24 protein-coding genes are annotated in these 23,897 nt (G+C 67.1%); 15 read left to right on the plus strand and 9 right to left on the minus strand.

Features of this window, described 5'->3' with window-relative positions:
- Positions 1–35 precede the first annotated feature (35 nt).
- The 7 genes from BLQ70_RS05035 (at position 36) to BLQ70_RS05065 (ending at position 5,845) form a co-directional block, all read left to right on the plus strand.
- Complete coding sequence (locus BLQ70_RS05035) at positions 36–1,532, plus strand: CoA-acylating methylmalonate-semialdehyde dehydrogenase (RefSeq protein ID WP_061965233.1); 1,497 nt, start codon at positions 36–38, stop codon at positions 1,530–1,532.
- A 22-nt stretch (positions 1,533–1,554) separates the two neighbouring features.
- Entirely contained in the window at positions 1,555–2,106 is a 552-nt protein-coding gene (locus BLQ70_RS05040; RefSeq protein WP_091856031.1) for a hypothetical protein, read from the plus strand.
- Complete coding sequence (locus BLQ70_RS05045) at positions 2,103–3,257, plus strand: isobutyryl-CoA dehydrogenase (RefSeq protein WP_170843314.1); 1,155 nt, start codon at positions 2,103–2,105, stop codon at positions 3,255–3,257. The genes BLQ70_RS05040 and BLQ70_RS05045 overlap by 4 nt, the downstream gene beginning before the upstream one ends.
- Before the next feature lie 148 nt (positions 3,258–3,405).
- Complete coding sequence (gene mmsB, locus BLQ70_RS05050; RefSeq protein WP_061965237.1) at positions 3,406–4,293, plus strand: 3-hydroxyisobutyrate dehydrogenase; 888 nt, start codon at positions 3,406–3,408, stop codon at positions 4,291–4,293.
- A 43-nt stretch (positions 4,294–4,336) separates the two neighbouring features.
- The gene (gene nudC, locus BLQ70_RS05055; RefSeq protein WP_091856032.1) at positions 4,337–5,293 is read left to right on the plus strand and encodes an NAD(+) diphosphatase; all 957 of its coding nucleotides are present in this window, start codon (positions 4,337–4,339) and stop codon (positions 5,291–5,293) included.
- Between the two features lie 87 nt (positions 5,294–5,380).
- Complete coding sequence (locus BLQ70_RS05060; protein WP_061965241.1) at positions 5,381–5,608, plus strand: helix-turn-helix domain-containing protein; 228 nt, start codon at positions 5,381–5,383, stop codon at positions 5,606–5,608.
- Positions 5,609–5,614: 6 nt separating this feature from the next.
- Positions 5,615–5,845 carry a hypothetical protein gene (locus BLQ70_RS05065; protein WP_091856033.1) on the plus strand — a complete coding sequence of 77 codons (231 nt, stop codon included), beginning with the start codon at positions 5,615–5,617 and terminating at the stop codon, positions 5,843–5,845.
- A 46-nt stretch (positions 5,846–5,891) separates the two neighbouring features.
- On the opposite strand, the gene BLQ70_RS05070 is transcribed toward BLQ70_RS05065, so the two are convergent.
- Both BLQ70_RS05070 and BLQ70_RS05075 read right to left on the minus strand, forming a co-directional pair.
- Positions 5,892–6,746 (minus strand): prephenate dehydratase, encoded by an 855-nt coding sequence (locus tag BLQ70_RS05070; RefSeq protein ID WP_061965246.1) that lies wholly within the window; start codon positions 6,744–6,746, stop codon positions 5,892–5,894.
- A gap of 78 nt (positions 6,747–6,824) precedes the next feature.
- Entirely contained in the window at positions 6,825–7,559 is a 735-nt protein-coding gene (locus tag BLQ70_RS05075; RefSeq protein ID WP_061965643.1) for a 3-deoxy-manno-octulosonate cytidylyltransferase, read from the minus strand.
- A 201-nt stretch (positions 7,560–7,760) separates the two neighbouring features.
- Between BLQ70_RS05075 and BLQ70_RS05080 the strand changes: the two genes are divergently transcribed.
- From BLQ70_RS05080 to BLQ70_RS05105, 6 genes are all read left to right on the plus strand, one after another.
- Entirely contained in the window at positions 7,761–8,303 is a 543-nt protein-coding gene (locus BLQ70_RS05080) for a c-type cytochrome (RefSeq protein WP_061965247.1), read from the plus strand.
- A gap of 177 nt (positions 8,304–8,480) precedes the next feature.
- Positions 8,481–10,349, plus strand: coding sequence for an extracellular solute-binding protein (locus tag BLQ70_RS05085; protein ID WP_170843315.1), 1,869 nt, complete (start codon positions 8,481–8,483; stop codon positions 10,347–10,349).
- Positions 10,350–10,356: 7 nt separating this feature from the next.
- Positions 10,357–11,445 (plus strand): microcin C ABC transporter permease YejB, encoded by a 1,089-nt coding sequence (locus BLQ70_RS05090; RefSeq protein WP_091856034.1) that lies wholly within the window; start codon positions 10,357–10,359, stop codon positions 11,443–11,445.
- 2 nt (positions 11,446–11,447) lie between these two features.
- A complete protein-coding gene (locus tag BLQ70_RS05095) occupies positions 11,448–12,620 on the plus strand; it encodes an ABC transporter permease (protein ID WP_091856035.1) in 1,173 nt (390 codons plus the stop codon).
- The gene (locus BLQ70_RS05100) at positions 12,617–14,245 is read left to right on the plus strand and encodes an ABC transporter ATP-binding protein (protein WP_091856036.1); all 1,629 of its coding nucleotides are present in this window, start codon (positions 12,617–12,619) and stop codon (positions 14,243–14,245) included. Before BLQ70_RS05095 ends, BLQ70_RS05100 begins: the two co-directional genes overlap by 4 nt.
- A 2-nt stretch (positions 14,246–14,247) precedes the next feature.
- On the plus strand, positions 14,248–15,465 hold the full coding sequence (locus BLQ70_RS05105; RefSeq protein ID WP_091856037.1) for a phosphopentomutase: 1,218 nt from the start codon (positions 14,248–14,250) through the stop codon (positions 15,463–15,465).
- Positions 15,466–15,468: 3 nt separating this feature from the next.
- On the opposite strand, the gene BLQ70_RS05110 is transcribed toward BLQ70_RS05105, so the two are convergent.
- Positions 15,469–16,926, minus strand: a complete 1,458-nt coding sequence (locus BLQ70_RS05110) for a methyl-accepting chemotaxis protein (RefSeq protein WP_244511903.1) — start codon at positions 16,924–16,926, stop codon at positions 15,469–15,471.
- A complete protein-coding gene (locus BLQ70_RS05115) occupies positions 16,923–17,294 on the minus strand; it encodes a hypothetical protein (protein WP_139163488.1) in 372 nt (123 codons plus the stop codon). The genes BLQ70_RS05110 and BLQ70_RS05115 overlap by 4 nt, the downstream gene beginning before the upstream one ends.
- 179 nt (positions 17,295–17,473) lie before the next feature.
- Between BLQ70_RS05115 and BLQ70_RS05120 the strand changes: the two genes are divergently transcribed.
- The gene (locus BLQ70_RS05120) at positions 17,474–17,902 is read left to right on the plus strand and encodes a TadE/TadG family type IV pilus assembly protein (protein WP_091856040.1); all 429 of its coding nucleotides are present in this window, start codon (positions 17,474–17,476) and stop codon (positions 17,900–17,902) included.
- Between the two features lie 37 nt (positions 17,903–17,939).
- The gene (locus BLQ70_RS05125) at positions 17,940–19,673 is read left to right on the plus strand and encodes a pilus assembly protein TadG-related protein (RefSeq protein WP_091856041.1); all 1,734 of its coding nucleotides are present in this window, start codon (positions 17,940–17,942) and stop codon (positions 19,671–19,673) included.
- Positions 19,674–19,679: 6 nt separating this feature from the next.
- On the opposite strand, the gene BLQ70_RS05130 is transcribed toward BLQ70_RS05125, so the two are convergent.
- From BLQ70_RS05130 to murA, 5 genes are all read right to left on the minus strand, one after another.
- Positions 19,680–20,084, minus strand: a complete 405-nt coding sequence (locus BLQ70_RS05130; RefSeq protein WP_082617235.1) for an arsenate-mycothiol transferase ArsC — start codon at positions 20,082–20,084, stop codon at positions 19,680–19,682.
- A 107-nt stretch (positions 20,085–20,191) separates the two neighbouring features.
- The gene (locus BLQ70_RS05135) at positions 20,192–20,680 is read right to left on the minus strand and encodes a UPF0262 family protein (protein ID WP_061965262.1); all 489 of its coding nucleotides are present in this window, start codon (positions 20,678–20,680) and stop codon (positions 20,192–20,194) included.
- Positions 20,681–20,717: 37 nt separating this feature from the next.
- Positions 20,718–22,010, minus strand: coding sequence for a histidinol dehydrogenase (gene hisD, locus BLQ70_RS05140; protein WP_091856042.1), 1,293 nt, complete (start codon positions 22,008–22,010; stop codon positions 20,718–20,720).
- A gap of 40 nt (positions 22,011–22,050) precedes the next feature.
- Complete coding sequence (locus tag BLQ70_RS05145; protein WP_091856043.1) at positions 22,051–22,497, minus strand: DUF2948 family protein; 447 nt, start codon at positions 22,495–22,497, stop codon at positions 22,051–22,053.
- A 60-nt stretch (positions 22,498–22,557) separates the two neighbouring features.
- A complete protein-coding gene (gene murA, locus BLQ70_RS05150) occupies positions 22,558–23,847 on the minus strand; it encodes a UDP-N-acetylglucosamine 1-carboxyvinyltransferase (RefSeq protein ID WP_061965651.1) in 1,290 nt (429 codons plus the stop codon).
- Positions 23,848–23,897: the final 50 nt, after the last annotated feature.

Here is a 23,897-nt window from a genome sequence, read left to right on the forward strand (position 1 = left end):
GGATCATCGCACCATCAGTTCGTAGGGAGGGCGCCATGCGTCAGGTTGGACATTTCATCGGCGGCAAGCATGCCGCGGGCACGTCGGGTCGCACGGCCGACATCTACCAGCCGATGGACGGCACGATCATCGGCAAGGTGGCGCTGGCCTCGACGGCCGAGCTCGACGCCGCCGTGCGGAACGCCGCCGAGGCGCAGCCGAAATGGGCCGCCGTCAATCCGCAGCGCCGCGCCCGCGTGCTGATGAAGTTCATCGACCTGATCGCGCAGAACAACGACGCGCTCGCCGAGCTGCTCGCCCGCGAGCACGGCAAGACCATTCCCGATGCCAAGGGCGACATCCAGCGCGGCGTCGAGGTCCTGGAGTATTCGCTCGGCATCCCGGGCCTGATGAAGGGCGAGTTCACCGACGGCGCCGGCCCCGGCATCGACATCTATTCGATGCGCCAGCCGCTCGGCGTCGTCGCCGGCATCACCCCGTTCAACTTCCCGGCGATGATCCCGCTCTGGAAGCTCGGCCCCGCCATCGCCTGCGGCAATGCCTTCATCCTGAAGCCCTCCGAGCGCGACCCGGGCGTGCCGATGCGCTTCGCCGAGCTCTTCATCGAGGCCGGCGGCCCTCCCGGCATCCTCAACGTCGTCAACGGCGACAAGGAAGCGGTCGACGCCATCCTCGACCATCCCGAGATCAAGGCCGTGGGCTTCGTCGGCTCGACCCCGATCGCGGAATACATCTACGCCCGCGGCTGCGCGGCCGGTAAGCGCGTGCAGTGCTTCGGCGGCGCCAAGAACCACATGATCATCATGCCGGACGCTGACATGGACCAGACCGTCGATGCGCTGATCGGCGCGGGCTACGGCTCGGCCGGCGAGCGCTGCATGGCGATCTCGGTCGCCGTCCCGGTCGGCAAGGCCACCGCCGACGAACTGGTCAAGCGCCTGATCCCGCGCGTCGAAAGCCTGAAGATCGGCCCCTCGACCGATACCAGCGCCGATTACGGCCCGGTCGTGACCAAGGCGGCGATGGAGAAGATCAAGTCCTATGTCGATATCGGCGTGAAGGAAGGCGCCAAGCTCCTGGTCGACGGGCGCGACTTCAAGATGCAGGGCTACGAGAACGGCTTCTATGTCGGCGGCTGCCTGTTCGACAACGTCACCAAGGACATGAGCATCTACAAGGACGAGATCTTCGGACCGGTGCTCTCGGTGGTGCGCGCCGAGACCTATGACGAGGCGCTGAAGCTGACCAACGACAACGAATACGGCAACGGCACCGCGATCTTCACCCGCGATGGCGATGCGGCACGCGACTTCGCCTCGAAGGTCCAGGTCGGCATGGTCGGCATCAACCTGCCGATCCCGGTTCCGCTGGCCTATTACACCTTCGGCGGCTGGAAGCGCTCCGCCTTCGGTGACCTCAACCAGCACGGCCCGGACGCGATCCGCTTCTACACCAAGACCAAGACGGTGACGGCGCGCTGGCCGAGCGGTATCAAGGATGGTGCGAGCTTCGTCATCCCGACGATGAACTGAGGCGCCACCGACGGAGGAGGCCATGGAGCGACCGCTGCGCATCATCGCATCGTCGCTCGTCCTCCTCTGCGGTATGGGGCCGGCCCTCGCGACCGGCCCCTCGCCCGACGCCACATCCTCGTCCGAGGATGCGCTCTGCGAGCCGGGCGCATCCGAGAACGCGCACCTCGGCGAAGTGGAGCTCGCCCGCTGCCGCCGGCTCTGGCAGGAGCGGGTCGAGGCCGCCCGGGAGCGGAGCCGGAGCTATGTCGAAGGATTGATCGAGGATAGCCGGCAGCGGCGGGAACGCGCGGCGAGCCTGCCGCCGCCAACTCCTGCGCCCGTGACGGTCGAAACCTTCCTCGGCAGCGATCTCGCCTATGGCGATGTGGTGGTGACCGACAAGGGACCGCGCGTCTTCGTCGGGAAGGCCGGAGAAGCTGCCGGACCCGAGGATTTCGTCGCCCTCGACGCGGCCCGGTCGCCGCATCGCGGCCGTGCCCAGCCCTATGACGGGGCCTATCCGCAGCCCAACCCCCCTCAGGCCGCGAAGCCGCGGCCCGCCGCCCTCAAGCCCCAGGAGCGCCAGCCTTGAGCCCGTTTTCCCTGACCGAGGACCAGATCGCGATCCGCGACATGGCGCAGGACTTCGCCGCCGAGACATTGGCGCCCCATGCCGCGCGCTGGGACGAGGAGAAGCATTTCCCGGTCGAGGAAATGCGCGCCGCAGCCGCGCTCGGCATGGGCGGCATCTATATCCGCGACGATGTCGGCGGCTCCGGCCTCTCGCGTCTCGACGCAGCCTTGATCTTCGAGGCGCTCTCGACCGGCTGCCCGACGGTCGCGGCCTATATCTCGATCCACAACATGTGCGCCTGGATGATCGACCGCTACGGTTCGGACGAGCAGCGCCAGCGCTTCCTGCCGAAGCTCTGCACGATGGAGCATCTGGCGAGCTATTGCCTGACCGAGCCCGGCGCCGGCTCGGACGCTGCTGCGCTCAAGACGAAGGCGGTGCTGGACGGCGACCATTACGTTCTCGACGGGCAGAAGCAGTTCATCTCCGGCGCCGGCGTCTCCGACATCTATGTCGTGATGGCGCGCACCGGCGAGGCCGGCCCCGGGGGCATCTCGACCATCGTCGTCGAGAAGGACACGCCCGGCCTCTCCTTCGGCGCCAACGAGAAGAAAATGGGCTGGAACGCCCAGCCGACGCGCGCCGTGATCTTCGAGAACTGCCGCGTGCCCGTGACGAACCGCCTCGGCCCGGAAGGCATCGGTTTCAAGATCGCCATGGCCGGGCTCGATGGCGGGCGGCTCAATATCGGCGCCTGCTCGCTCGGTGGGGCGCAGGGCGCGCTCGACCGATCGCTGGCCTATGCCAAGGAACGCAAGGCTTTCGGCTCGGCCATCGCCGATTTCCAGGCCTTGCAGTTCAAGCTCGCCGACATGGCGACCGAGCTGGAGGCGGCCCGCAGCCTGCTCTGGCGCGCGGCGGCGGCGCTCGACGCCAAGACGCCGGATGCGACCAAGCTCTGCGCCATGGCCAAGCGCATCGCCACCGATACCGGCTTCGAGGTCGCCAACCACGCCCTGCAAATCCATGGCGGCTACGGCTATCTCGCCGATTACGGCATCGAGAAGATCGTCCGCGACCTGCGCGTCCACCAGATCCTCGAGGGCACCAACGAGGTGATGCGGATGATCGTGGCACGCGGGCTGGTCGGCCGGTCCAAGGGGAATTGACGCCGGAGGCGTCATCCCGACCGCCGAACGGCGACCTGGGATGACAAGACGAGACAGCACCTTTCTCTGATGATGATCCCGCGTCTGCTCTTCGCGCAGCCCGGAATGACACCAAGAGCGACGACAAAAACGACGAGAGGATACGACCATGACCAACATCGCCTTCATCGGCCTCGGCAATATGGGCGGCCCGATGGCCGGGAACCTCGTCAAGGCCGGGCACGCCGTCAAAGCCTTCGATCTCGTGCAGGCCTCGAAGGACGCCGCCGCTGAACTGGGCGTTGGCATCGCCGGCTCGGCGAAGGACGCCGTGGCCGATGCAGAGGTCGTCGTGACCATGCTGCCGGCGGGCAAGCATGTGCTGAGCGTCTGGGCCGATATCCTCCCGGCGGTGAAGCCCGGCACGCTCCTGATCGATTCCTCGACGATCGATGTCGAAAGCGCCCGCAAGGCGCATGCGCTGGCGGCCGAGCGCGGCTGTCTTTCACTCGATGCCCCGGTCTCGGGCGGCACCGGCGGCGCCAAGGGCGCGACGCTGACCTTCATGGTCGGCGGCACCGAGGATGCCTTCGCCCAGGGCGAGCCGATCCTTGCCAAAATGGGGCGGCGGATCGTGCATTGCGGCGGCGGCGGCAACGGCCAGGCGGCCAAGATCTGCAACAACATGATCCTGGGCATCTCGATGATCGGCGTTTCCGAGGCCTTCGTGCTGGCCGAAAAGCTCGGCCTGTCGCATCAGGCGCTATTCGACGTCGCCTCGACCTCGTCCGGCCAGTGCTGGTCACTGACGACCTATTGCCCGGTGCCGGGGCCGGTGCCGACCTCCCCCGCCAATAACGAGTACAAGCCGGGCTTCGCCTCGGCGCTGATGCTGAAGGACCTGAAACTGTCGCAGGAAGCGGCGCAGGCTGCGGGCGCCTCGACCCCGCTTGGCGCGGCGGCGGCGCAGCTCTTCGGGCTGCACAATGCCTGGGGCGAGGGTGGCACGGATTTCTCCGGCATCATCCATCTTCTGCGCGGACGCGGACAGGCGTGAGACGCGCTTGCGCGGCAAGGCGTCGCGGGTCTAGACCCTGACCATGAACGATGCCCTGCCCCGCCGCGAACGCTCCTCCTTCACCGGTTTCGCGATCAACCGGCTCGACCGGCGCGAAGACCTGCGCAACCAGCCCAATGCGGTGACGGCCTTGCGCCACCGCTCGGACACACGGATTGCCGTGGTCGCCGGCGAGACGCCGATCCTGAAGCGCCTCGACGGCGAGGCGCTCACGGTCTGGTTCAGCCATGGCGAGACCGAGATGCTCGGCCCGGCGGCCGAGGAAATCTTCATGGGTACGGCCGAGGACGGGACGCCCCGCTTCGGACGCCTGCTCGACAAGGCCCTGGCCGAGCCGCTGAAGGAGCGGGCCGAGCTGTTCGTCACCGACCTGCGCTCGGTCGCGCTGAAGCGCATCGTGCCGGAAGACGAGGTCGGGCCGCTCGGCGAGGCCAAGGCCGTGCTCGACTGGCATGCCCGCCATCGCTTCTGCGCGCAATGTGGCGGGCCGACCGTCGCCGGCGCCTCGGGCTGGCGGCGTGAATGCACGGCCTGCGGCGCGATGCATTTCCCGCGCACCGATCCGGTCGTGATCATGCTGGTGACGCGTGGCGATGCCTGCCTGCTGGCGCGCCAGGCCCGGTTCGCACCGGGCATGTATTCCTGCATCGCCGGCTTCGTCGAACCGGGCGAGACGATCGAGGACGCGGTCAGGCGCGAGAGCTGGGAGGAGGCCGGCTTGAAGGTTGGCGCCGTCCGTTACCTCGCCTCGCAGCCCTGGCCCTTCCCCTCCTCGATCATGATGGGCTGCATCGCAGAGGCGCTCGGCGACGAGATCACGCTCGACATGACCGAGCTTGAGGAAGGCCGCTGGTTCCCCCGTGAAGAGGTGCTGCAGATGCTGGACGGCAAGCATCCCGACGGGCTCGCCTGCCCGCAGCATATCGCCATCGCCAACACGCTGGTGCGGGCCTGGGCACTGGACGGCGAGCGGATCTAGCGGGACCTTTTACCATTCCTTAACCGTGAAGGGCGTCCCCTTGCGCTGTCCACCGGGGCTTTTGGGGGCTCGGAAAGGACCGCGACCATGCACGAGCTCGACCCTGAGCAGACCATCATGGAGCAGCTCGTCGGCCTGCCCGTTGCCGATGTCGAACGTGATCTGATTCTCGCCACCCTGCGCGAAACCGGCGGCAACCGCACCCACGCTGCCAACCTCCTCGGCATCGCCATCCGCACGCTGCGCAACAAGATCAACAGCTATACGGCGGCAGGCTACGAGGTGCCGGAAGCGCTCCAGCCGTCGGCGCAGTGAGCGGCCATGCGCATCACGGCATCGAATGCGGCGGCGGCCGGCCAGTTGGTCGCCGCGACGACCACGGCGGCGCTGCTGCGCTGCCTGCTCCACAAGGGGGTCCTGGCGCCCCACGACATCCGGGAAATCTACGAGGCCGCCCTTCTCCTGCTCGAAGAGCAGCAGGGGGCGGCGCCGGAGCACTCCGCCGCATTCGTTGCGGCGCGGGAGATCATCGAAGACGGCCTCAAGGACTGAGGCGGTCTTCCTGCGCAGCGAACAGCCGTCGCTTGTTCACAAGCGGCTACTCGCCGGCTTCCTCGATCGTCGAGCGGAAGTCGTTGGCGGCATAGACGCCCATGATCTTCATCTCCTTGGAGAAATAGGAGAGCTCGTCGAGCGCGCGCCGCAGCGCCGGGTCGTCGGGATGGCCCTCGACATCGGCATAGAACATCGTCGCCGAGAAATGGCCGTCGACCATGTAGCTTTCGAGCTTCGTCATGTTGACGCCGTTGGTGGCGAAACCGCCCATCGCCTTGTAGAGCGCGGCCGGAATGTTGCGGACGCGGAACATCAGCGTGGTCACCGTCTTGGCCCCGCCCTGGCGCGCATATTCCGGGTATTTCGAGAGCACGACGAAGCGGGTGGTGTTGTGCTTCTCGTCCTCGATATCCTCCATCAGGATATCGAGGCCATAGACCTCCGCCGCGATGCGCGGCGCGATGGCCGCGCGCGTGAGATCGCCGGCCTCGGCGACCTGCCGGGCGGAGCCCGCGGTGTCGGCGGCGACCTCGGCCTTGAGGCCGAGCTTGCGGATAATCTTCCGGCACTGGCCGAGCGCGTGGATATGGCTCTGGACCGTCTGGATCGTCGCGAGCGTCGCGCCCTTCACGCCCATCAGGTGAAAGCGGATCGGCAGGAAATGCTCGCCGATGATGTGCAGCCCCGAACGCGGCAGCAAATGATGGATATCGGCGACGCGGCCGGCGATCGAGTTGTCGATCGGGATCATGCCGTAGCGTGCCTTGCCGTCGCTGACGGCCGAGAGCGCGTCCTCGAAGGTGGCACAGGGCAGAAGCTCGCAGTCCGGAAACACCTGAAGGGCCGCCTGCGAGGAGAAGGCTCCGGGCTCACCCTGATAAGACACGACGAAGGACATGGGACGACTTCAGGCTCCAGCTTCTTGTTATCCGCCACTCCAGAGGGGGATCGTGATACGGCCCCTGCGGAAACGGCTTTATCGGGACTTCAGCAATACACGAGCGCGATCGAGATCGGGCGGCGTGTCGACGCCGCGCGGCACATGGTCGATGACCATGACGTCGATGCGCATGCCGTCTTCCAGCGCACGGAGCTGCTCCAGCTTCTCGCGCAGCTCCAACGGCGATTGCGGCAGGCTGACGAAACGGTCGAGCACAGCGCGGCGATAGGCGTAGAGACCGACATGGTGATAGAGCGGCCCCTCGCCGTAAGGTGCCGTGGCGCGCGTGAAATAGAGCGCGCGCAGATGGCCGGGTGCAATCTCGCTGCCGACGAGCTTCACGACGCTCGGCGCCGTCTTCTCTTCCTCGTCGTCGATCACGCCGGCGAGAGTTGCGATATCCACAGCCGGATCGGCAAGCGGCTTCACCGCCGCGGCGATGGCCGAGGGCGCCAGCGTCGGGAAATCGCCCTGCACATTGACGATGATGTCGTAATGCCTGTCAGGGTCGAGAATGTCGGCTGCTTCCTTGATCCGGTCCGATCCGGTCTGATGCTCGGCGCTGGTCATCACCGCCTTGCCCCCGGCGGCTTCGATCGCGGCCGCGATTTCCGGCGCATCGGTCGCCACCGCCACATCGCCGGCCCCGGATTCGACCGCCCGGCGCCAGACATGCACGATCATCGGCTCGCCATGGATATCGGCGAGCGGCTTGCCGGGCAGGCGCGTCGCCTGCATGCGGGCCGGGATCAGGATCAGCGGATGGGCCATTTTCGGATCGTGCTCGGCATGGGCACCGTCGGCAGAAGTCGGCGGCGGCAAAAAGTCTCAAACGGTGCGTGCTTATACGAGTTGCAATGAAGCGCGCAAAGCGGTTAAGCAACGGCGGAAGCTGGAGCCTTTCAAGACTCCGGCCAAGCGCTATCTCGTCTCCCGCGCCTCGGACGCGGAGGGCACCAGGGTTCGGATACGATGAACATCGAAGCCAACAAGATCGCCGGCGCGGTTCTCTCCACGCTGCTCGTCGTGCTGGGCCTCAATATGACGGCCGGTATCGTCTTCGCGCCGAAGAAGCCGGCAGTGACAGGCTTCGACCTGCCGAGCGAGGAGCCGGCTGCCGCAGGTGGCGCCGCCGCTGCCCCCGCAGCCGAGGAGCCGATCGCGGTGCGCCTCGCCAAGGCCGACCCCGCCAAGGGCGAGAAGGCCACCGCCGCCTGCAAGGCCTGCCATACCTTCGAGAAGGGCGGCGCCAACAAGGTCGGCCCGCATCTCTACGACGTCTATGGCCGCAACGAAGGCACGGTCGCCGGCTTCGGCTACTCGGCCGCGATGAAGGGCCGCAACGACAAGACCTGGGACGCCGAAGGGCTCGACCATTTCCTGAAGGGCCCGAAGGCGTATGTGCCCGGCACAATCATGGCGTTCGCCGGCATCGCCAAGCCCGAGACCCGCGCCGACGTGATCGCCTATCTCAACAGCCTCTCCGAAGCGCCGAAGCCGCTGCCGAAGCCCTGAGACGGCCCGGCAAACAGCCGATCAGCGATCACGAAGCCGGGCTCTGCCCGGCTTTTTCGTTTCGTGCCTTGCTCCCGCCCTGCGGCTGCCCGCACAATCCGCGCCTCACCAGCCATTGCGGTCGCGCCGCACGCAGGCGACACAGGACAACGGCGAATCAGACGGAGACGCGAAACGATGGCGATGCGCATCACACGCCGCAGATTGCTGGAAGCCGCAGGCACTGCTGCGGTCGCGGGCACCTTGCCCGGGCTTTCCGGCACGGCGCTGGCGCAGGATGCCGAATCGCATGGGCTCTCGACCTTCGGCGAACTCGCCCTGCCGCCGGACTTCCCGCATTTCGCCTATGTGAATCCGAAGGCGCCGAAGGGCGGCATGCTGACCGTCCAGATCAAGCGCGGCGGCGGCAACCAGAGCTTCGACACCTTCAACACGCTCAATACCTATGTCCTGCAAGGCGACGGCGCGGCTGGCATGGACGCCTGCTTCGACAGCCTGATGGCCAGCTCCGGCGATGAGCCGGGCTCGCTCTACGGCTTGCTCGCCAAAAGCGTCGCGGTCTCCCCGGACAAGCTGACCTACCGATTCCGGCTGCGCCCCGAAGCGAAGTTCCATGACGGCTCGCGGGTGACGGCGCGCGACGCCGCCTTCTCGATGAACATCCTGAAGGCGAAGGGTCATCCCTCCTATCGGCTCCTGCTCAACGAGCTCGTCTCGTCGGAAGCCGAGGGCGACGACATCCTGGTGGTGAAGCTCTCGCCGAAGCGCGGGCGCGACCTGCATCTCGTCGTCGCCGGCCTGCCGGTCTTTTCCGAAAAATACTGGTCGACGCGGGACTTCACCGCATCGACGCTGGAGCCGCCGCTGGGCTCCGGCGCCTACAAGGTCGGGCGTCTCGAGCAGGGCCGCTTCATCGAATTCGAACGCGTGCCGGACTACTGGGCCAAGGATCTGCCGGTGAATGTCGGCACCAATAATTTCGACCGTGTGCGCTGGGAGTATTTCCGCGACCGGCAGGTCGCCTTCGAGGCCTTCAAGGCGGGCGCCATCACCTTCCAGGAGGAGTTCACCTCGCGCATCTGGGCGACGGGGTACGACTTCCCCGCCCTGCACGAGGGCAAGGTCAAGAAAGAGGCTCTGCCGAAGACCGAGCCCGTCGGCTCGCAGGGCTGGATCTACAATATCAGGCGCGAGAAATTCGCCGACCCGCGCATCCGCGAGGCGCTGGGGCTCGCCTTCGATTTCGAATGGACGCGCAAGACCATCATGTTCGGCTCCTTCGAGCGCATGACCTCCTATTTCGAGAACTCGGATTCGAAGGCCTCCGGCAAGCCCTCGGCCGAGGAAATCGCGCTGCTGGAACCCTGGCGCGGCAAGGTGCCGGACGAGGTCTTCGGCGAGCCCTTCCTGCCGCCGGTCTCCGACGGGTCGGGCAGCGATCGCGCCCTCTTGCGCAAGGCCGACGAGATGCTGCGCGCCGCCGGCTGCAAGCGCGACGGCAATGTGATGAAGCTGCCGAACGGCCAGCCCTTCGAGATCGAGTTCCTCGATTCCAACCCGGCCCTGCAACCGCACACCCAGCCCTTCCAGGCCAATCTCAAGCGGCTCGGCATCAACGCCACCTCCCGCCTCGTCGACCCCGCGCAGTACCAGCGCCGCCTCGACCAGTTCGATTTCGACATCATCAGCATGGCGCTCTCGGGCGGTTCGATCCCCAGCGATACGCTCAGCATCGTCTATGGCTCGGAGGCCGCGAAGACCCGTGGCTCACGCAACGTCGCCGGCATTGCCAGCCCGGCCATCGACGCGATGATCGAGACGATCGGCCAGGCCAAGACCTATGCCGAATGCGTCGTCGCCGCGAAATGCCTCGACCGGCTGCTGCGCGCCGGGCGCTACTGGATCCCGATGTGGTGGAACGACGAGGAATGGCTGGCCTATTGGGACATGTACGACCGGCCGGCGACCAAGCCGAAATACTCCTCCGGCGCGCCGGGAATCTGGTGGTACGACGCCGAGAAGGCCAAGCGGATCGGAAAGGCGTGAGCGGGGCATGCTGAGCTATATCGCCCGGCGCCTCGCGCTGATGGTGCCGACGCTGTTCGGCATCCTGCTCGTCTCCTTCGTCATCGTGCAGTTCGCGCCGGGCGGGCCGGTCGAGCGCGTGATCTCGCAGCTCCAGAACCCCAATAGCGGCGGCGCAGCCGACCGCGTCGGCGGCGGCCAGGGCGGCGATGCCGGGGCGCAGGGCGACGGCGCAGCCTATCGCGGCGCGCAGGGGCTCGATCCCGCCTTCATCAAGGAACTGGAAAAGCAGTTCGGCTTCGACAAGCCGGCGCATGAGCGCTTCCTGAAGATGCTCGGCGACTATGCCCGCTTCGATTTCGGCCGGTCCTATTTCCGCGACGCGCCGGTGTTGCAGCTGATCAAGGAGAAACTGCCGGTCTCGATCACGCTCGGGCTGTGGATGACCCTGATCTCCTATGCGATCTCGATCCCGCTCGGCATCCGCAAGGCGATGAAGGAGGGCTCGCGCTTCGACACCTGGACGAGCGCCGTCGTCATCGTCGGCTACGCCATCCCGAGCTTCCTGTTCGCGATCCTGCTGATCGTGCTCTTCGCCGGCGGCTCGTTCTGGCAGATCTTTCCGCTCAGGGGCCTGACCTCCGACAACTGGGCCGATCTCAGCCTCTTCGGCAAAGCGAAGGACTACCTCTGGCATATCACGCTGCCGGTGTTGGCGATGGCGCTCGGCGCCTTCGCCACCTCGACGCTGCTGACCAAGAACTCCTTCCTCGACGAGATCCGCAAGCAATATGTCCTGACCGCCCGGATGAAGGGCCTCAGCGAGCGGCGCGTGCTCTACGGCCATGTCTTCCGCAACGCCATGCTGATCGTCATCGCCGGCTTCCCCGGCGCCTTCGTGCATGCGCTCTTCGCGGGATCGCTGCTGATCGAGACGATCTTCTCACTCGACGGGCTCGGCCTCCTGTCCTTCGAGGCGATCGTCAATCGCGACTACCCGGTCGTCTTCGCCAATCTCTTCATCTTCTCGCTGATCGGCCTCGTCGTGCACCTGATCACCGACCTGACCTATAGCTGGGTCGATCCGCGCATCGATTTCGAGAGCCGGGAGGCGTGAGCATGGACACGCTGATCGACATCCCGCCGCCGGCCCTGCGCAGCGACACGCCCCTCGCACCGGCCGAGGCCAAGCAGGGCTGGCTCAAGCTCTCGCCGATCAACCGGCGCAGGCTCAACAACTTCAAGGCCAACAAGCGGGGCTGGTGGTCGCTCTGGCTCTTCCTCGCGCTGTTCGTGCTGACGCTCTTCGCCGAGTTCATCGCCAACGACCGGCCGCTCGTCGTCCGCTACAAGGACGAATGGCTGTTCCCGGTCGCGGTGAGTTACCCGGAAGAGAAGTTTGGCGGCTTCCTCGCGACCACCGATTATCGCGATCCGGTCATCGCCAAGGAGATCGCCGCCAACGGCTTCGCGATCTGGCCGCCGATCCGCTACTCCTATCGCACCCATAATCTCGACCTGCCGGTGCCCGCGCCCGCGCCGCCGACCTGGCTGCTCAAGGACGAGCAGTGCAAGCCGATCGCGGAACGTACGGGCGGATCGACCTGCCGCGATCTCGAATGGAACTGGCTCGGCACCGACGACCAGGGTCGCGACGTCGTCGCACGCCTGATCTACGGCTTCCGCATCTCCGTGCTGTTCGGGCTGATCCTGTGCGCCTTCTCCTCGGTGATCGGGATCACGGCTGGCGCCATCCAGGGCTATTTCGGCGGCTGGACGGACCTGATCTTCCAGCGCCTGATTGAGATCTGGACCTCGATCCCTGCGCTCTACCTGCTGATCATCGTCGCGGCGATCATCACGCCCGGCTTCTTCGTGCTGCTCGGCATCCTCCTGCTGTTCTCCTGGGTGGCGCTGGTCGGCGTCGTCCGCGCCGAGTTCCTGCGGGCCCGCAATTTCGAATATGTCCGGGCGGCCCGCGCGCTCGGCCTTTCGGACCGCACCATCATGATCCGGCATCTGCTGCCGAACGCGATGGTGGCAACGCTCACCTTCCTGCCCTTCATCCTGAACGGCTCGATCACCACGCTGACCTCGCTCGACTTCCTCGGCTTCGGCCTGCCGCCGGGCTCGCCGTCGCTGGGCGAATTGCTGGCGCAGGGCAAGGCCAATCTCCAGGCCCCCTGGCTCGGCCTCTCCGGCTTCATCGTGATCGCCTTGATGCTGTCGCTGCTGATCTTCATCGGCGAGGCCGTGCGCGATGCCTTCGACCCGCGGAAGACCTTCGCATGACCGCGCCGCTTCTCTCCGTCGAAGATCTCTCCGTCGCCTTCCGCCAGGGCGGGCGGGAGACGCTCGCAGTCGACCATGTCTCCTTCTCGATCGCCAAGGGCGAGACGCTGGCACTGGTCGGCGAGTCGGGCTCCGGCAAGTCGGTCTCGGCGCTCTCGATCCTCAAGCTCCTGAACTATCCGGCGGCGCATCACCCCTCCGGCAAGGTGCTGTTCAACGGGCAGGACCTGATCGCTGCCGACGAGGACGCGATGCGCCAGGTGCGCGGCAACGACATCACCATGGTGTTCCAGGAGCCGATGACCTCGCTCAACCCGCTCCACACGATCGAGCGGCAGATCGGCGAGATCCTCGAACTGCACAAGGGCCTGCGCGGCGAGAAGGCGCGCGCCCGCACGCTGGAGCTGCTCGACCTCGTCGGCATCCGTGACGCGAAGAGCCGGCTCGACGCCTACCCGCACCAGCTCTCCGGCGGCCAGCGCCAGCGCGTGATGATCGCCATGGCGCTCGCCAATGAGCCGGAGCTGCTGGTCGCGGACGAGCCGACGACCGCGCTCGATGTCACCGTGCAGGCGCAGATCCTGAAGCTGCTCAAGGAGTTGCAGGGCCGGCTCGGCATGGCGATGCTGTTCATCACCCATGATCTCGGCATCGTCCGGCGCATCGCCGACCGGGTCTGCGTCATGCTGAAGGGCAAGATCGTCGAGCACGGGCCGGTAGCCGAGATCTTCGGCAATCCGCAGCACGATTACACCAAGCGCCTGCTCGCGGCCGAGCCGAAGGGCCGCCCTGCCCCGGTTCCGGCAGATGCCGCGACGCTGCTGGAGGCCGGGCCGGTCAAAGTCTGGTTCCCGGTCAAGTCCGGGCTGCTGCGCCGTACGACCGGCCATGTGAAGGCGGTCGACGGCATCTCGGTGAAGGTCCGCGAGGGCGAGACGCTGGGCGTCGTCGGCGAATCCGGCTCGGGCAAGACCACGCTCGGCCTCGCCATCCTCAGGCTGATCTCCTCGGAAGGACCAATCGTCTTCCTCGGCGACCGGATCGACGGGCTCTCCAGCAAGCAGGTCCGGCCGAAGCGCAAGGATTTGCAGGTCGTCTTCCAGGACCCCTATGGCTCGCTCTCGCCGCGCATGTCGGTGGCCGAGATCGTAGCGGAAGGGCTCGCGATCCAGCAACCGAACCTGACCTACCCGCAGCGCCGCGAGGTCGTGGCGCAGGCGCTCGCCGATGTGGGCTTGGATCCCACAGCGATGGACCGCTACCCGCACGAGTTCTCGGGTGGCCAGCGCCAGCGCATCGCGATCGCGCGGGCGATGGCGCTCGATCCGAAATTCGTCGTGCTGGACGAGCCGACCTCGGCGCTCGACATGTCCGTGCAGGCGCAGATCGTCGAATTGCTGCGCGGGCTGCAGGAGAAGCGCAAGCTGGGCTATCTCTTCATCAGCCACGACCTCAAGGTCGTCAGGGCGCTGTCGCATCGGGTGGTAGTGATGCAAAACGGCAAGGTGGTCGAGGAAGGCCCGGCCGAGGCGATCTTCGCCTCCCCGCGCGAAGCCTATACGCAGGCACTGCTGGCGGCCGCGCTCAACCTCGACACCGCCAGCGCCGCCCCGGTGAGGGACTGAGCATGGCCCGCGCGCTCCTGATCGTGCTGGACTCGGTCGGCTGCGGTGGGGCGGCCGATGCGGCGGCCTATGGCGATGCCGGTTCGGACACGCTCGGCCATATCGCCGAGGCCTGCGCGGATGGGCGCGGCGATCGCGAGGGGCTGCGCAGCGGGCCGCTCAAGCTGCCGAACCTTATGCGGCTCGGGCTCGCCCATGCCTGCGAGGCGTCGACTGGCCGGCCGCTCGCCGGGGTCGCGAAGCCGGCCAGGCCCGAGGGGCGCTGGGGCTATGGCGTCGAGGTGAGCCAGGGCAAGGACACGCCGTCCGGTCATTGGGAGATCGCCGGTTGCCCGGTGCCGTTCCAATGGGGCTACTTCACCGATCTGGAGCATTCCTTCCCGTCGGAGCTCGTCGCCGGCATCGTCCAGCAAAGCGCCCTGCCCGGCATCCTCGGCAACAAGCATGCCTCGGGCACCGCGATCATCGAGGAGCTCGGGGCGGAGCATATCCAGACCGGCAAGCCGATCTGCTACACATCGGTCGATTCCGTGCTGCAGATCGCGGCGCATGAGGAGCATTTCGGACTCGACCGGCTCTATGCCCTCTGCAAGGTCACGCGCGGTCTCGTAGACCCGCTGCGGATCGGCCGCGTCATCGCCCGCCCCTTCGTGGGATCGCCGGAGGAAGGCTTCACCCGCACCGGCAACCGCAAGGACTTCGCCATCCCGCCGCCGGACGAGACGATCCTCGACCGGCTGGCGGCTCAGGGACGGACGGTCGTCACCGTCGGCAAGATCGGCGACATCTTCGCCCATCGTGCCACCGGCACCGAGATCAAGCCCTTCGGCAATGCGGCGATGCTCGATGCGGCGCTGGAGGCCTGGGACGGCCTGCCGGATGGCGGCTTCTGCTTCGTCAATCTCGTCGATTTCGACACCGAGTTCGGCCACCGGCGCGATATTCCCGGCTATGCGGCGGCGCTCGAAGCCTTCGACCGTCGCCTGCCGCATATCGAGGCGACCCTGCGGCTAGGCGACGTCGCCGTCATCACCGCCGACCACGGCAACGATCCGAGCTGGCCCGGCACCGACCATACGCGCGAGCACGTGCCGATTATCGCCTTCGGCCCCGGCATCGGCACTGAGCCGCTCGGGCGCCGCGGCAGCTTCGCCGATATCGCGGCGAGCCTCAGTGCCTTCCTCGGCATCGGACCTGTCGGTCCCGGCCGCCCCTGGTAGCTGTCAGGCCGCCGCAACCCGGCCGCAGAAGCTCGCGACCTCCTGGCGGATGTCCTGCGCCTGCCGGGCGAGCGCGCTGGCGGCATCCTGCAATTGCTGGGCGGCGCCATGGGTCTGGCGGGTCATGACCTCGAAGCCGCCGGCGACATCGGCGCTGCGCTGCGCGCCCTCGAAGGACAAGCGGACCTGATGCGCGATCTCGGCCGTGGCGCGGCTCTGCTCGTCGACGGAAAGCGCGATCGCGTTGGCAACGCTCTCGACCTCGCCGATCGCCTCGACAATGTCGCGGATCGCCTTGAGCGAGCGCTGCGAGGCCTGCTGCATCGTGCCGATCTGGTGAGAGACCTCATCGGTGGCCCTGGCGGTCTGGGCCGAGAGCGTCTTGACCTCGCTGGCGACGACGGCGAAACCGCGGCCCATCTCGCCGGCACGGGCCGCCTCGATCGTGGCGTTGAGCGCGAGCATGCTGGTCTGGGCGGCGATGCCGCGGATGATCTCGACGACGGCGCCGACATTCTCGCTGCTCTGGGCGAGGTGCTCGATCTCGGCGCTGGCACGACGGGCGAGCCCTGCGGCCATCTTCGAACCATCGGCCGATTGGCTGGCGTTGCGGCCAATCTCGCCGATCGAGGCGACGAGCTCGGCGCTGGCGGCGGAGAGATGGTCGATACTGTCCATGGTGCCGGCGGCGGAATCGGAGACCATCGTGGTCTGGCGCCGGACATGGTCGGAGGTTTCGGTCAGCGCGCCGGCCTCGGTGTTCATCGCTGCCGCCGAGTGATCGAGCACGGCCATCGCCTGCTCCATCTGCGAACGAAAATCGACGACGACATCGCGCAGCATCTCGGCACGTCGCCCGAGCTCTTCGGCAAGATTGCGCTCCTTCTCGCCGGCGATCCGCTCACGCTCGGCCACTTCCTGCGCCCGCGCCAGGTTCTGCTCGTTCACGGCGAACATGCGCTGCAGGACCACGGCGAAGATCGCGAGGAACGCCGTCTCGATGATGACGATCACCGCATGGAGCAGCACGCGCAGCAGGCTGCCGCCCTGATAGAACACGGCGGCCGGCAGGGCGTATTGCAGCACGAGATGGTGCGCGGCCGTCAGCACGGCGCCCATCAGGATCGGCCGCCAGTCGCAGAAGCCGGCCAGCAGCGCCAGGATCGCGAAATAATACATGTGGATGTCCGGCTGCCAGGGATGGCCGGCAAAGCTGAACACCAGGATCGAGACCTGCCCGATCAGCACGACAGCAATGATCAGCTGCGTCACGATCGCCGGGCCGGCCAGGCGATAGACCAGCACAGCCGTAACGGCAGCCAGCGCCGCCATCGCGACCGGGATCGCACCTGACACGCCGTTGGCCCAGAAGCCCAGCGCGAGCAGTGGCACATGCAGCAGCCCGAGCGCGAGCAGGGCCTGCGTGACCCTGTGGCGCACTGCTGACAAGGTCCAGATCATGACGATGCTTCCGTTCGGCCGGGGGTGTCGAGGCACCCGGCAAGGCCGGCCAGGACGAGGGAGAACCATGCGCCTTTCGGCAAGGCCGGCGCCTGCCCGCTCAGCGTCGGGGCGACCACGACGATCGCCGTGAAGCGGCCGCTGCGCAGGACGCGATGACCGGATGCGAAGCTCCGCGCCACGGCTTCCACGCCATCCGTCCAGGGCGGAAAGACGATCGCGACCGGCGCGCTGCCGTCGGTCGCCCGCGGCAGGCTCGCAAGGGCTCCGACGCTGACCAGCAGGCAGACGAGAGCGACGAGAAGACCGCCGCCAAGCGACAACCGTTCCGCGCCAGCCGCAGGTTCCGCAGGAGATGTCGAAGGCATTGGCAGTGAATCACTCGGAGCGGCGGCGGCGTATCGGCGAACCAAATCCACTCGCGTAAAATTTTACTTAAGCGATTCACGCGCGATGAACGGCGATTATCCGCCCCGCCCCGCATTTACTTTTCGTCAACAGGAGAGATTTACAACTTTTAGTTGCATTGACTGATCGAGGAACGGCCATGCTTCCCGCACTGTCCCGCCTCTTGCGAAACCAGCACGCGACGACCGCGATCGAGTTCGCCTTCATCGCTCCGATCCTGCTGCTGCTCCTCGTCGGCATCATGGGATATGGCTACGTCTTCGGCATCTACCACAGCATCCAGCAGATCGCAGCCGAAGCGGCACGCTCGTCCGTATCGGGCCTCAGCGACACCGAGCGCTCCCAGATCGCGCGCGATTTCATCAGGGCTCATGCCGGCGCCTACGCCTTCATCGATCCGGCGAAGCTTCGGGTCCGAACCGGCCAGACTGGCCCGCAGATGCAGAGCTTCGAGGTCTCCGTCGCCTACGACATGAGCGGCTCGATCTATGACGACCTCAGTCGGCTGGTTTCGCTTCCACAACCCGTGATTGAGCGCCGGGCTATCGTCCAGCGCGGCGGATACTGAACGCTTTTTCGACGGCTCAAGGCCAAAGGGGGCACCCATGCTCAGGCTCATGAACTTCGCCGGGAATCAGAGGGGCGGTGCCGCCATCCTTTTCGCGGTCTCTGCGACAGTCCTGTTCGGCTTCGGTGCGATGGCCGTCGATGTCGGCAACTTCTACTACGAGAAGCGCAAGCTGCAGACGGCCAACGATCTTGCCGTTCTCGCAGCGGCGAGCGACCTGCCGCGCGCTCAGGCCGCGGCCCGGGCCAGCACGATGCAGAACGGCTTTTCCGGCAACGCGATCCAGACACTGCAGACCGGCATATACACGCCCGACCCGAAGCTGGCGGTCGAGGCACGCTTCGTCCCGAGCGCAGCCGCCAGCGTCAACGCGGTCAGGATCGACATGCGGACCACCACGCCGCTGCTGCTCGGCCGGGTCCTGGCATCGTCAACCGCGACCTCGCCGACGCCGGACGCCCAGAACCCGGCAGGAGGCACGCAGCCCGTGGCGAGCCTCAGCGGCGGGGACGTGCCGATCGGTTCCAGCGCCATCGCGTTCCAGGATGCCCAGGCCTCGTTCGCCGTCGGCTCGCGCCTGCTCAAGCTCGATGGCGGCCTGCTCAACAGTCTGCTGGGTAGCCTGCTCGGGGGCGGCGTGTCGCTCTCCGTCATGGATTACGACGCCCTGATCAAGGCGCGGGTGGACCTGTTCGACTTCTCGAAGCACCTCGCCACCCGTCTCAACCTGACCGCGGCGACCTATGATGACGTGCTCAAGGCCGATGCCCGCCTCGGCGACGTGCTGGCGGCCATCGTCGACGCCTCCCGCGATCACGACACGCGCAGCGGCACCGCCACCGCGGCACTGGGCCGGATCGCGACCGCATCGGCGAGCAACCTGCCGGTCAACCTCGCTTCGCTGATCTCCTTCGGCCCGGCCGGCGACAAGCCGCTCTCCGGATCGAAGCCGCTCGCGGCCTCGCTCTCGGCGCTGGATATCGTCTCGGCGGTCGCGCAGATCGCCAACGGCAACCGCCAGATCGATGTCGGGCTCAACCTGAACCTGCCCGGGGTTGCGGCGGTATCGCTGAAGCTCGGCATCGGCGAGCGGCCGGTGGGCACCAGCCTGGTCCGGGTCGGGCGCGCCGGATCGAGCGTCCACACGGCGCAGACGCGGCTCCTGCTGACGGTCGATCTCGTGGGCTCAGGCGCGGCCTCGCTGGTCCGGCTGCCGCTTTATCTCGAACTCGCCGCCGCGACGGCCCGGATCACCGGCATCCAGTGCTCACCGGGCGACGTCTCGACCTCGCGCGTCACGCTCGGCGTCACGCCCGCCGTGGTCGACGCCTGGATCGGGCAGGTCTCGATGGCGGAATTCAACAATTTCAGCAAGGCGCCGAACCCGCCCGCCGCGACGCTCGTCAACGCCGCAGGGCTCGCCAAGGTCACCGGCCGCGCCCATGTGACGATGACGAACCTCTCCGAGGCCGCCGTCAGCTTCAGCTATCCGGAGATCCAGCGCGGCGACAAGAAGACCACCTCGACCCAGAATTTCATCGCCACCCTGCTGGGGCGGCTCGTCGGCGATCTCGAGCTGCGCGTGGAGGCCCTGGGGCTCGGCCTCGGCCTGCCGGGCCTCGACGGGCTGGTCAGCGGGGTCATCGGCAACGCGGCGACGCCGCTCGACCAGATCCTCAACGGCGTGCTCGGCACGCTCGGCATCGGCCTCGGCCAGGCCGATAGCTGGGTCACTGGCGTGCGCTGCGGCGGGGCCGTGCTGGTGCGGTGAGCCCCGTCAACTCTGGAGGCGCTGCTTGATCCGCTTGATCAGGCCGTCCCGGACATCGCGATAGGCGTCGAGCTTCTGCTCGCGCGAGCCCTGGAAAATGGTGGGATCGACGGTGGGCCAGTATTCCACCTCGGCGGCATGGGTTCGCGTCAGGTCCAGAGCCTTGTGGTGCGCTTCCGGCGAGAGCGTGATGATCAGGTCGAAGTTGAGCCCCTCCCATTCCTCCAGCTCTTCGATCGATTTCGGCTTGTGGCGGCTGAGATCGATGCCGATCTCGTCGAGCACCGTCGACACGAAGCCATCGATCTCGCCCTTCCGGGCGCCGGCCGACTGGACATAGATCGACTTGCCGAAGAAGTGCTTGGCCAGAGCCTCGGCCATGGGCGAGCGCACGGCATTCATCGCACACATGAACAGCACGCTTTGTACCTTGCGCGGAACGTCACGCGCATTCGGCGCATTTTCGACAGGCGAGCCGGGGGCCAATTCGCTCGAAAATGCGTTGGGCTTCAAGCGCGTCAGCCCTTCCAGTGCAGGGCGTAGATCAGCGTGAAGAGGCGGCGCGCCGTGTCGAAATCGACCTCGACCTTGTTCGCCAGCCGCTCGGCCAGGATGCCGGCTGCCTCGTCGTGCAGGCCGCGCCGGCCCATGTCGATGGCCTCGATCTGCGCCGGCGTCGAGGTCCGGATCGCCGCATAATAGCTGTCGCAGACCATCTCGTAGTCCTTGATGATGCGCCGGAACGGGCTGAGCGAGAGATGATGCGTCACAACCGGCGCGCCGTCCGCCGCCTTGATCTCGAAGACGAGACGCCGCTCGACCATGGCGAGATGGGCGAGATACGGCCCGCCGTCATGCTCGGGAACGACGAAGCTGTTGCGCTCGATCAGGTCGTAGATCGCGACGGCACGCTCGTGCTCCTGATCAGGCGTGCCGCGGCCGAGGGAGGTCTCATCGAGGGTCAGGCCAACCAGGCGCTGGTTGGTGGCAATCGAGACGTCGGGCATCGCTCCTCCGGCCATGGCGCCGCCCGTCGGACGGAGCTCAGATATTCAGTCTGATCGTCACGGATCGGCCGTGCGCCTGCAAGCCCTCTGCCTCAGCCAATTGCGTCGCGGCCGAGGCCAGGACGCGCAGGCCCGCGGGGCCGCATTTCAGCAGTGAGGTCCGCTTCATGAAATCGCCGACGCCGAGCCCGGACGAGAAACGGGCCGAACGCGCGGTCGGCAAGACGTGATTGGGGCCGCCGACATAATCGCCGATCGCTTCCGGCGTATGCCCGCCGAGGAAGATCGCGCCGGCATTGCGGATCAGCCCCGCAAGGCGCTCGGGATCGGCCGTCATGATCTCGAGATGCTCGGGCGCGAGGCGGTCGACCAGCGGCACGGCGGCTTCGAGATCGGCGACGAGCAGGATCGCACCGAAATCCTGCCAGCTTCTGCCCGCGATCGCCGCTCGCGGCAGCGTCGCGAGCTGGGCCGCCACCGCCTTCTCGACCTCGGCAGCCAGTGCCGCATCGTCGCTCATCAGGATCGACTGGGCGGAGACGTCGTGCTCGGCCTGCGCCAGCAGGTCGGCGGCGATCCAGTCGGGATTGGCGCTGCGATCGGCGATCACCAGCACTTCGGAGGGGCCGGCGATCATGTCGATGCCGACCTGGCCGAAGACGCGGCGCTTGGCGGCAGCGACATAGGCATTGCCGGGACCGACGATCTTGGCGACCGGCGCGATCGCAGCCGTGCCATAGGCGAGCGCCGCGACGGCCTGCGCACCGCCGATGCGATAGACCTCGTCGACGCCGGCGAGCCGGGCAGCGGCGAGCACGAGCGGATTGGTTTCGCCCCGCGGCGTCGGCGCGACCATGACGATGCGCGGCACGCCGGCGACCTTGGCCGGGATGGCGTTCATCAGCACCGACGACGGGTAGCTCGCCGTACCGCCGGGCACATAGAGCCCAACCGCCTCGATCGCGCTCCAGCGCCAGCCGGCCCCGACGCCGGCTGCATCCTCGACCCAGGAATCCGCGGGCTTCTGGCGGCGATGATAGGCCTCGATACGCTCACGCGCCGTCTCCAGCGCCGCCAGCAATTCGGGCGAGCAGGCAGCGACGGCCGCGTCGATCTCGGCCTCGCCGACGCGCAACGTCTCAGGCGTCAAGTCGAGCGCGTCGAAGCGCGATGTATAGTCGATCAGCGCCGCATCGCCCTTCTCACGGACATCGGCGATGATGTCGGCGGCGACGCGATCGACCTCCTCCGAGACCTCCCGCTTGGCGGAGAGCAGCGCCGCGAAGCCCGCGGCGAAGCCGGCATCCCTGTCGTCGAGCCTGATCGGCATCGCTGGGTCCTTGGATATTGGTCGAAAAGGGCTGGAGAGCTCAGGCGCCGTCGGGATGACCGGGCATCGCCACGGCTTCCCAGACCGGGCCGAGATCCTTCATCTGGGCCTCGATGCATTCGACCGAAAGGCGGATCGCCGCCCCTTCCGAGAAATGCAACGTCACCTCGCCGGCAGGGTCCTCGCCGAGATCGAAGGTGACGGCGAGGAGATTCAGGACCTTGTCCGGATCGTTCTTGTCGAGCTTGGCGCTGCGCACGGCCTGGACGCGATCGAAATGCAGCGCTGTCAGGCGCCGCCGTCGCTGGCCGTGCTGGGCGCCTTCCCAGTCGAAGCGGCGCAGCGCGAGTGCGAAACGCTGCTCGCGCGGCAGGTAGACAAGGTCGGCCGCCTTCAGCACCGCATCCTGGAGATGGGCTGAGACAATCGCGAGATCATCGGCGTCGAGCGCAATGAGCTTCAGCGGGTCGGCGGCAGCGTCTGACATGGTCCTGTTCTGACGAGCCGCCCCGAGAAAATCAACAGTCCCGCAATCAACAGCCGAGAATCAACTGCTGATCCGCTCCACCAGCGCGCCGCAGCGGCTGAGCTTCGCTTCGAGCGCCTCGAAGCCGCGATCGAGATGGTAGACGCGGTTGATCGTGGTGTCGCCTTCGGCGGCGAGCCCGCCGATGACCAGCGAGACCGAGGCACGCAGGTCCGTCGCCATCACCGGCGCACCCGTCAGCTTCTCGACGCCTTCGACATGGGCGACATCGCCGTCCAGCCGGATCTTCGCGCCGAGGCGGGCGAGCTCCTGCACATGCATGAAGCGGTTTTCGAAGATGGTTTCGCGGATGCGCGAGGTGCCCTTGGCCTTGGTCATCAGCGCCATGAACTGCGCCTGGAGATCGGTCGGGAAACCCGGGAAGGGATCGGTGTCGATATCGACAGCCGTGATGCCGTGGCCGTTGCGGCGCACGCGGATGCCCTCGTTGGTCGAGTCGATATCCACCCCGGCCTGACCCAGCACATCGAGCGCCGATTGCAGCAGCTCCGGCCGGGCGCCTTCGAGGACGACGTCTCCGCCGGTCATCGCCACGGCCATCGCATAGGTGCCGGCCTCGATGCGATCAGGCAGCACGGCATGATGCGCGCCGCCGAGGCGCGCCACGCCGGTGACCACGATGCGCGAGGTGCCCACGCCCTCGATCTTGGCGCCCATCTTGACGAGGCAAGCGGCGAGGTCGGTGACCTCCGGCTCGCAGGCGGCGTTCTCGATCACCGTGGTGCCCTGGGCGAGTACCGCGGCCATCAGCGCGGTATGGGTGCCGCCGACCGTCACCTTCGGGAAGACGATCTCGCCGCCCTTCAGACCCTTCGGCGCGCGCGCCAGCGCATAGCCGTTCTCGATGACGATCTCGGCGCCGAGCTTCTCCAGCGCCATGAGCAGCAGATCGACCGGGCGCGTGCCGATGGCGCAGCCGCCCGGCAGCGAGACCTTGGCCTCGCCCATCCGGGCCAGGATCGGCGCGATCACCCAGAAGCTCGCCCGCATGGTCGAGACCAGCTCATAGGGCGCGCAGGTGTCGACGATCTGGCGGGCGGTCAGCGAGATGGTCTGGCCGGTCTCTGCGGACTGGCCGATGCGCTTGCCGGCAACGGTGCGGTCGACGCCCTGGTTCGACAGGATGCGCGAGAGCGCCGTCACGTCCGAGAGGCGCGGCACATTGGTCAGCGTCAGCGTCTCGTCCGTCAGCAGGCTGGCGATCATCAGCGGCAAGGCGGCGTTCTTCGCGCCGGAAATCGGGATGGCGCCATTGAGGCGCTGGCCGCCGGTGATGCGGATCTTGTCCATCGTCGGGTCCTGCTCGGCCGGCCGGGCACAGGGCCGGCGGCGCATGGGAG

This window comes from Allobosea robiniae (assembly GCF_900102525.1).
Taxonomy (GTDB): domain Bacteria; phylum Pseudomonadota; class Alphaproteobacteria; order Rhizobiales; family Beijerinckiaceae; genus Allobosea; species Allobosea robiniae.

Excerpts from the sequence above, each read along its gene's own strand:
- BLQ70_RS05095 (WP_091856035.1), top strand. The coding sequence starts at position 11,448 with ATGGACACGCTGATCGACATCCCGCCGCCGGCCCTGCGCAGCGACACG.
- murA (WP_061965651.1), bottom strand. The coding sequence starts at position 23,847 with ATGGACAAGATCCGCATCACCGGCGGCCAGCGCCTCAATGGCGCCATC.
- BLQ70_RS05075 (WP_061965643.1), bottom strand. The coding sequence starts at position 7,559 with ATGGCCCATCCGCTGATCCTGATCCCGGCCCGCATGCAGGCGACGCGC.
- BLQ70_RS05135 (WP_061965262.1), bottom strand. The coding sequence starts at position 20,680 with ATGCCCGACGTCTCGATTGCCACCAACCAGCGCCTGGTTGGCCTGACC.
- BLQ70_RS05070 (WP_061965246.1), bottom strand. The coding sequence starts at position 6,746 with ATGTCCTTCGTCGTGTCTTATCAGGGTGAGCCCGGAGCCTTCTCCTCG.
- BLQ70_RS05120 (WP_091856040.1), top strand. The coding sequence starts at position 17,474 with ATGCTTCCCGCACTGTCCCGCCTCTTGCGAAACCAGCACGCGACGACC.
- BLQ70_RS05085 (WP_170843315.1), top strand. The coding sequence starts at position 8,481 with ATGGCGATGCGCATCACACGCCGCAGATTGCTGGAAGCCGCAGGCACT.
- BLQ70_RS05145 (WP_091856043.1), bottom strand. The coding sequence starts at position 22,497 with ATGTCAGACGCTGCCGCCGACCCGCTGAAGCTCATTGCGCTCGACGCC.
- BLQ70_RS05105 (WP_091856037.1), top strand. The coding sequence starts at position 14,248 with ATGGCCCGCGCGCTCCTGATCGTGCTGGACTCGGTCGGCTGCGGTGGG.
- BLQ70_RS05125 (WP_091856041.1), top strand. The coding sequence starts at position 17,940 with ATGCTCAGGCTCATGAACTTCGCCGGGAATCAGAGGGGCGGTGCCGCC.
- BLQ70_RS05065 (WP_091856033.1), top strand. The coding sequence starts at position 5,615 with ATGCGCATCACGGCATCGAATGCGGCGGCGGCCGGCCAGTTGGTCGCC.
- BLQ70_RS05115 (WP_139163488.1), bottom strand. The coding sequence starts at position 17,294 with ATGCCTTCGACATCTCCTGCGGAACCTGCGGCTGGCGCGGAACGGTTG.
- BLQ70_RS05110 (WP_244511903.1), bottom strand. The coding sequence starts at position 16,926 with ATGATCTGGACCTTGTCAGCAGTGCGCCACAGGGTCACGCAGGCCCTG.
- mmsB (WP_061965237.1), top strand. The coding sequence starts at position 3,406 with ATGACCAACATCGCCTTCATCGGCCTCGGCAATATGGGCGGCCCGATG.
- BLQ70_RS05130 (WP_082617235.1), bottom strand. The coding sequence starts at position 20,084 with ATGTGTGCGATGAATGCCGTGCGCTCGCCCATGGCCGAGGCTCTGGCC.
- BLQ70_RS05035 (WP_061965233.1), top strand. The coding sequence starts at position 36 with ATGCGTCAGGTTGGACATTTCATCGGCGGCAAGCATGCCGCGGGCACG.
- BLQ70_RS05040 (WP_091856031.1), top strand. The coding sequence starts at position 1,555 with ATGGAGCGACCGCTGCGCATCATCGCATCGTCGCTCGTCCTCCTCTGC.
- hisD (WP_091856042.1), bottom strand. The coding sequence starts at position 22,010 with ATGCCGATCAGGCTCGACGACAGGGATGCCGGCTTCGCCGCGGGCTTC.
- BLQ70_RS05090 (WP_091856034.1), top strand. The coding sequence starts at position 10,357 with ATGCTGAGCTATATCGCCCGGCGCCTCGCGCTGATGGTGCCGACGCTG.
- BLQ70_RS05060 (WP_061965241.1), top strand. The coding sequence starts at position 5,381 with ATGCACGAGCTCGACCCTGAGCAGACCATCATGGAGCAGCTCGTCGGC.
- BLQ70_RS05100 (WP_091856036.1), top strand. The coding sequence starts at position 12,617 with ATGACCGCGCCGCTTCTCTCCGTCGAAGATCTCTCCGTCGCCTTCCGC.
- nudC (WP_091856032.1), top strand. The coding sequence starts at position 4,337 with ATGAACGATGCCCTGCCCCGCCGCGAACGCTCCTCCTTCACCGGTTTC.
- BLQ70_RS05080 (WP_061965247.1), top strand. The coding sequence starts at position 7,761 with ATGAACATCGAAGCCAACAAGATCGCCGGCGCGGTTCTCTCCACGCTG.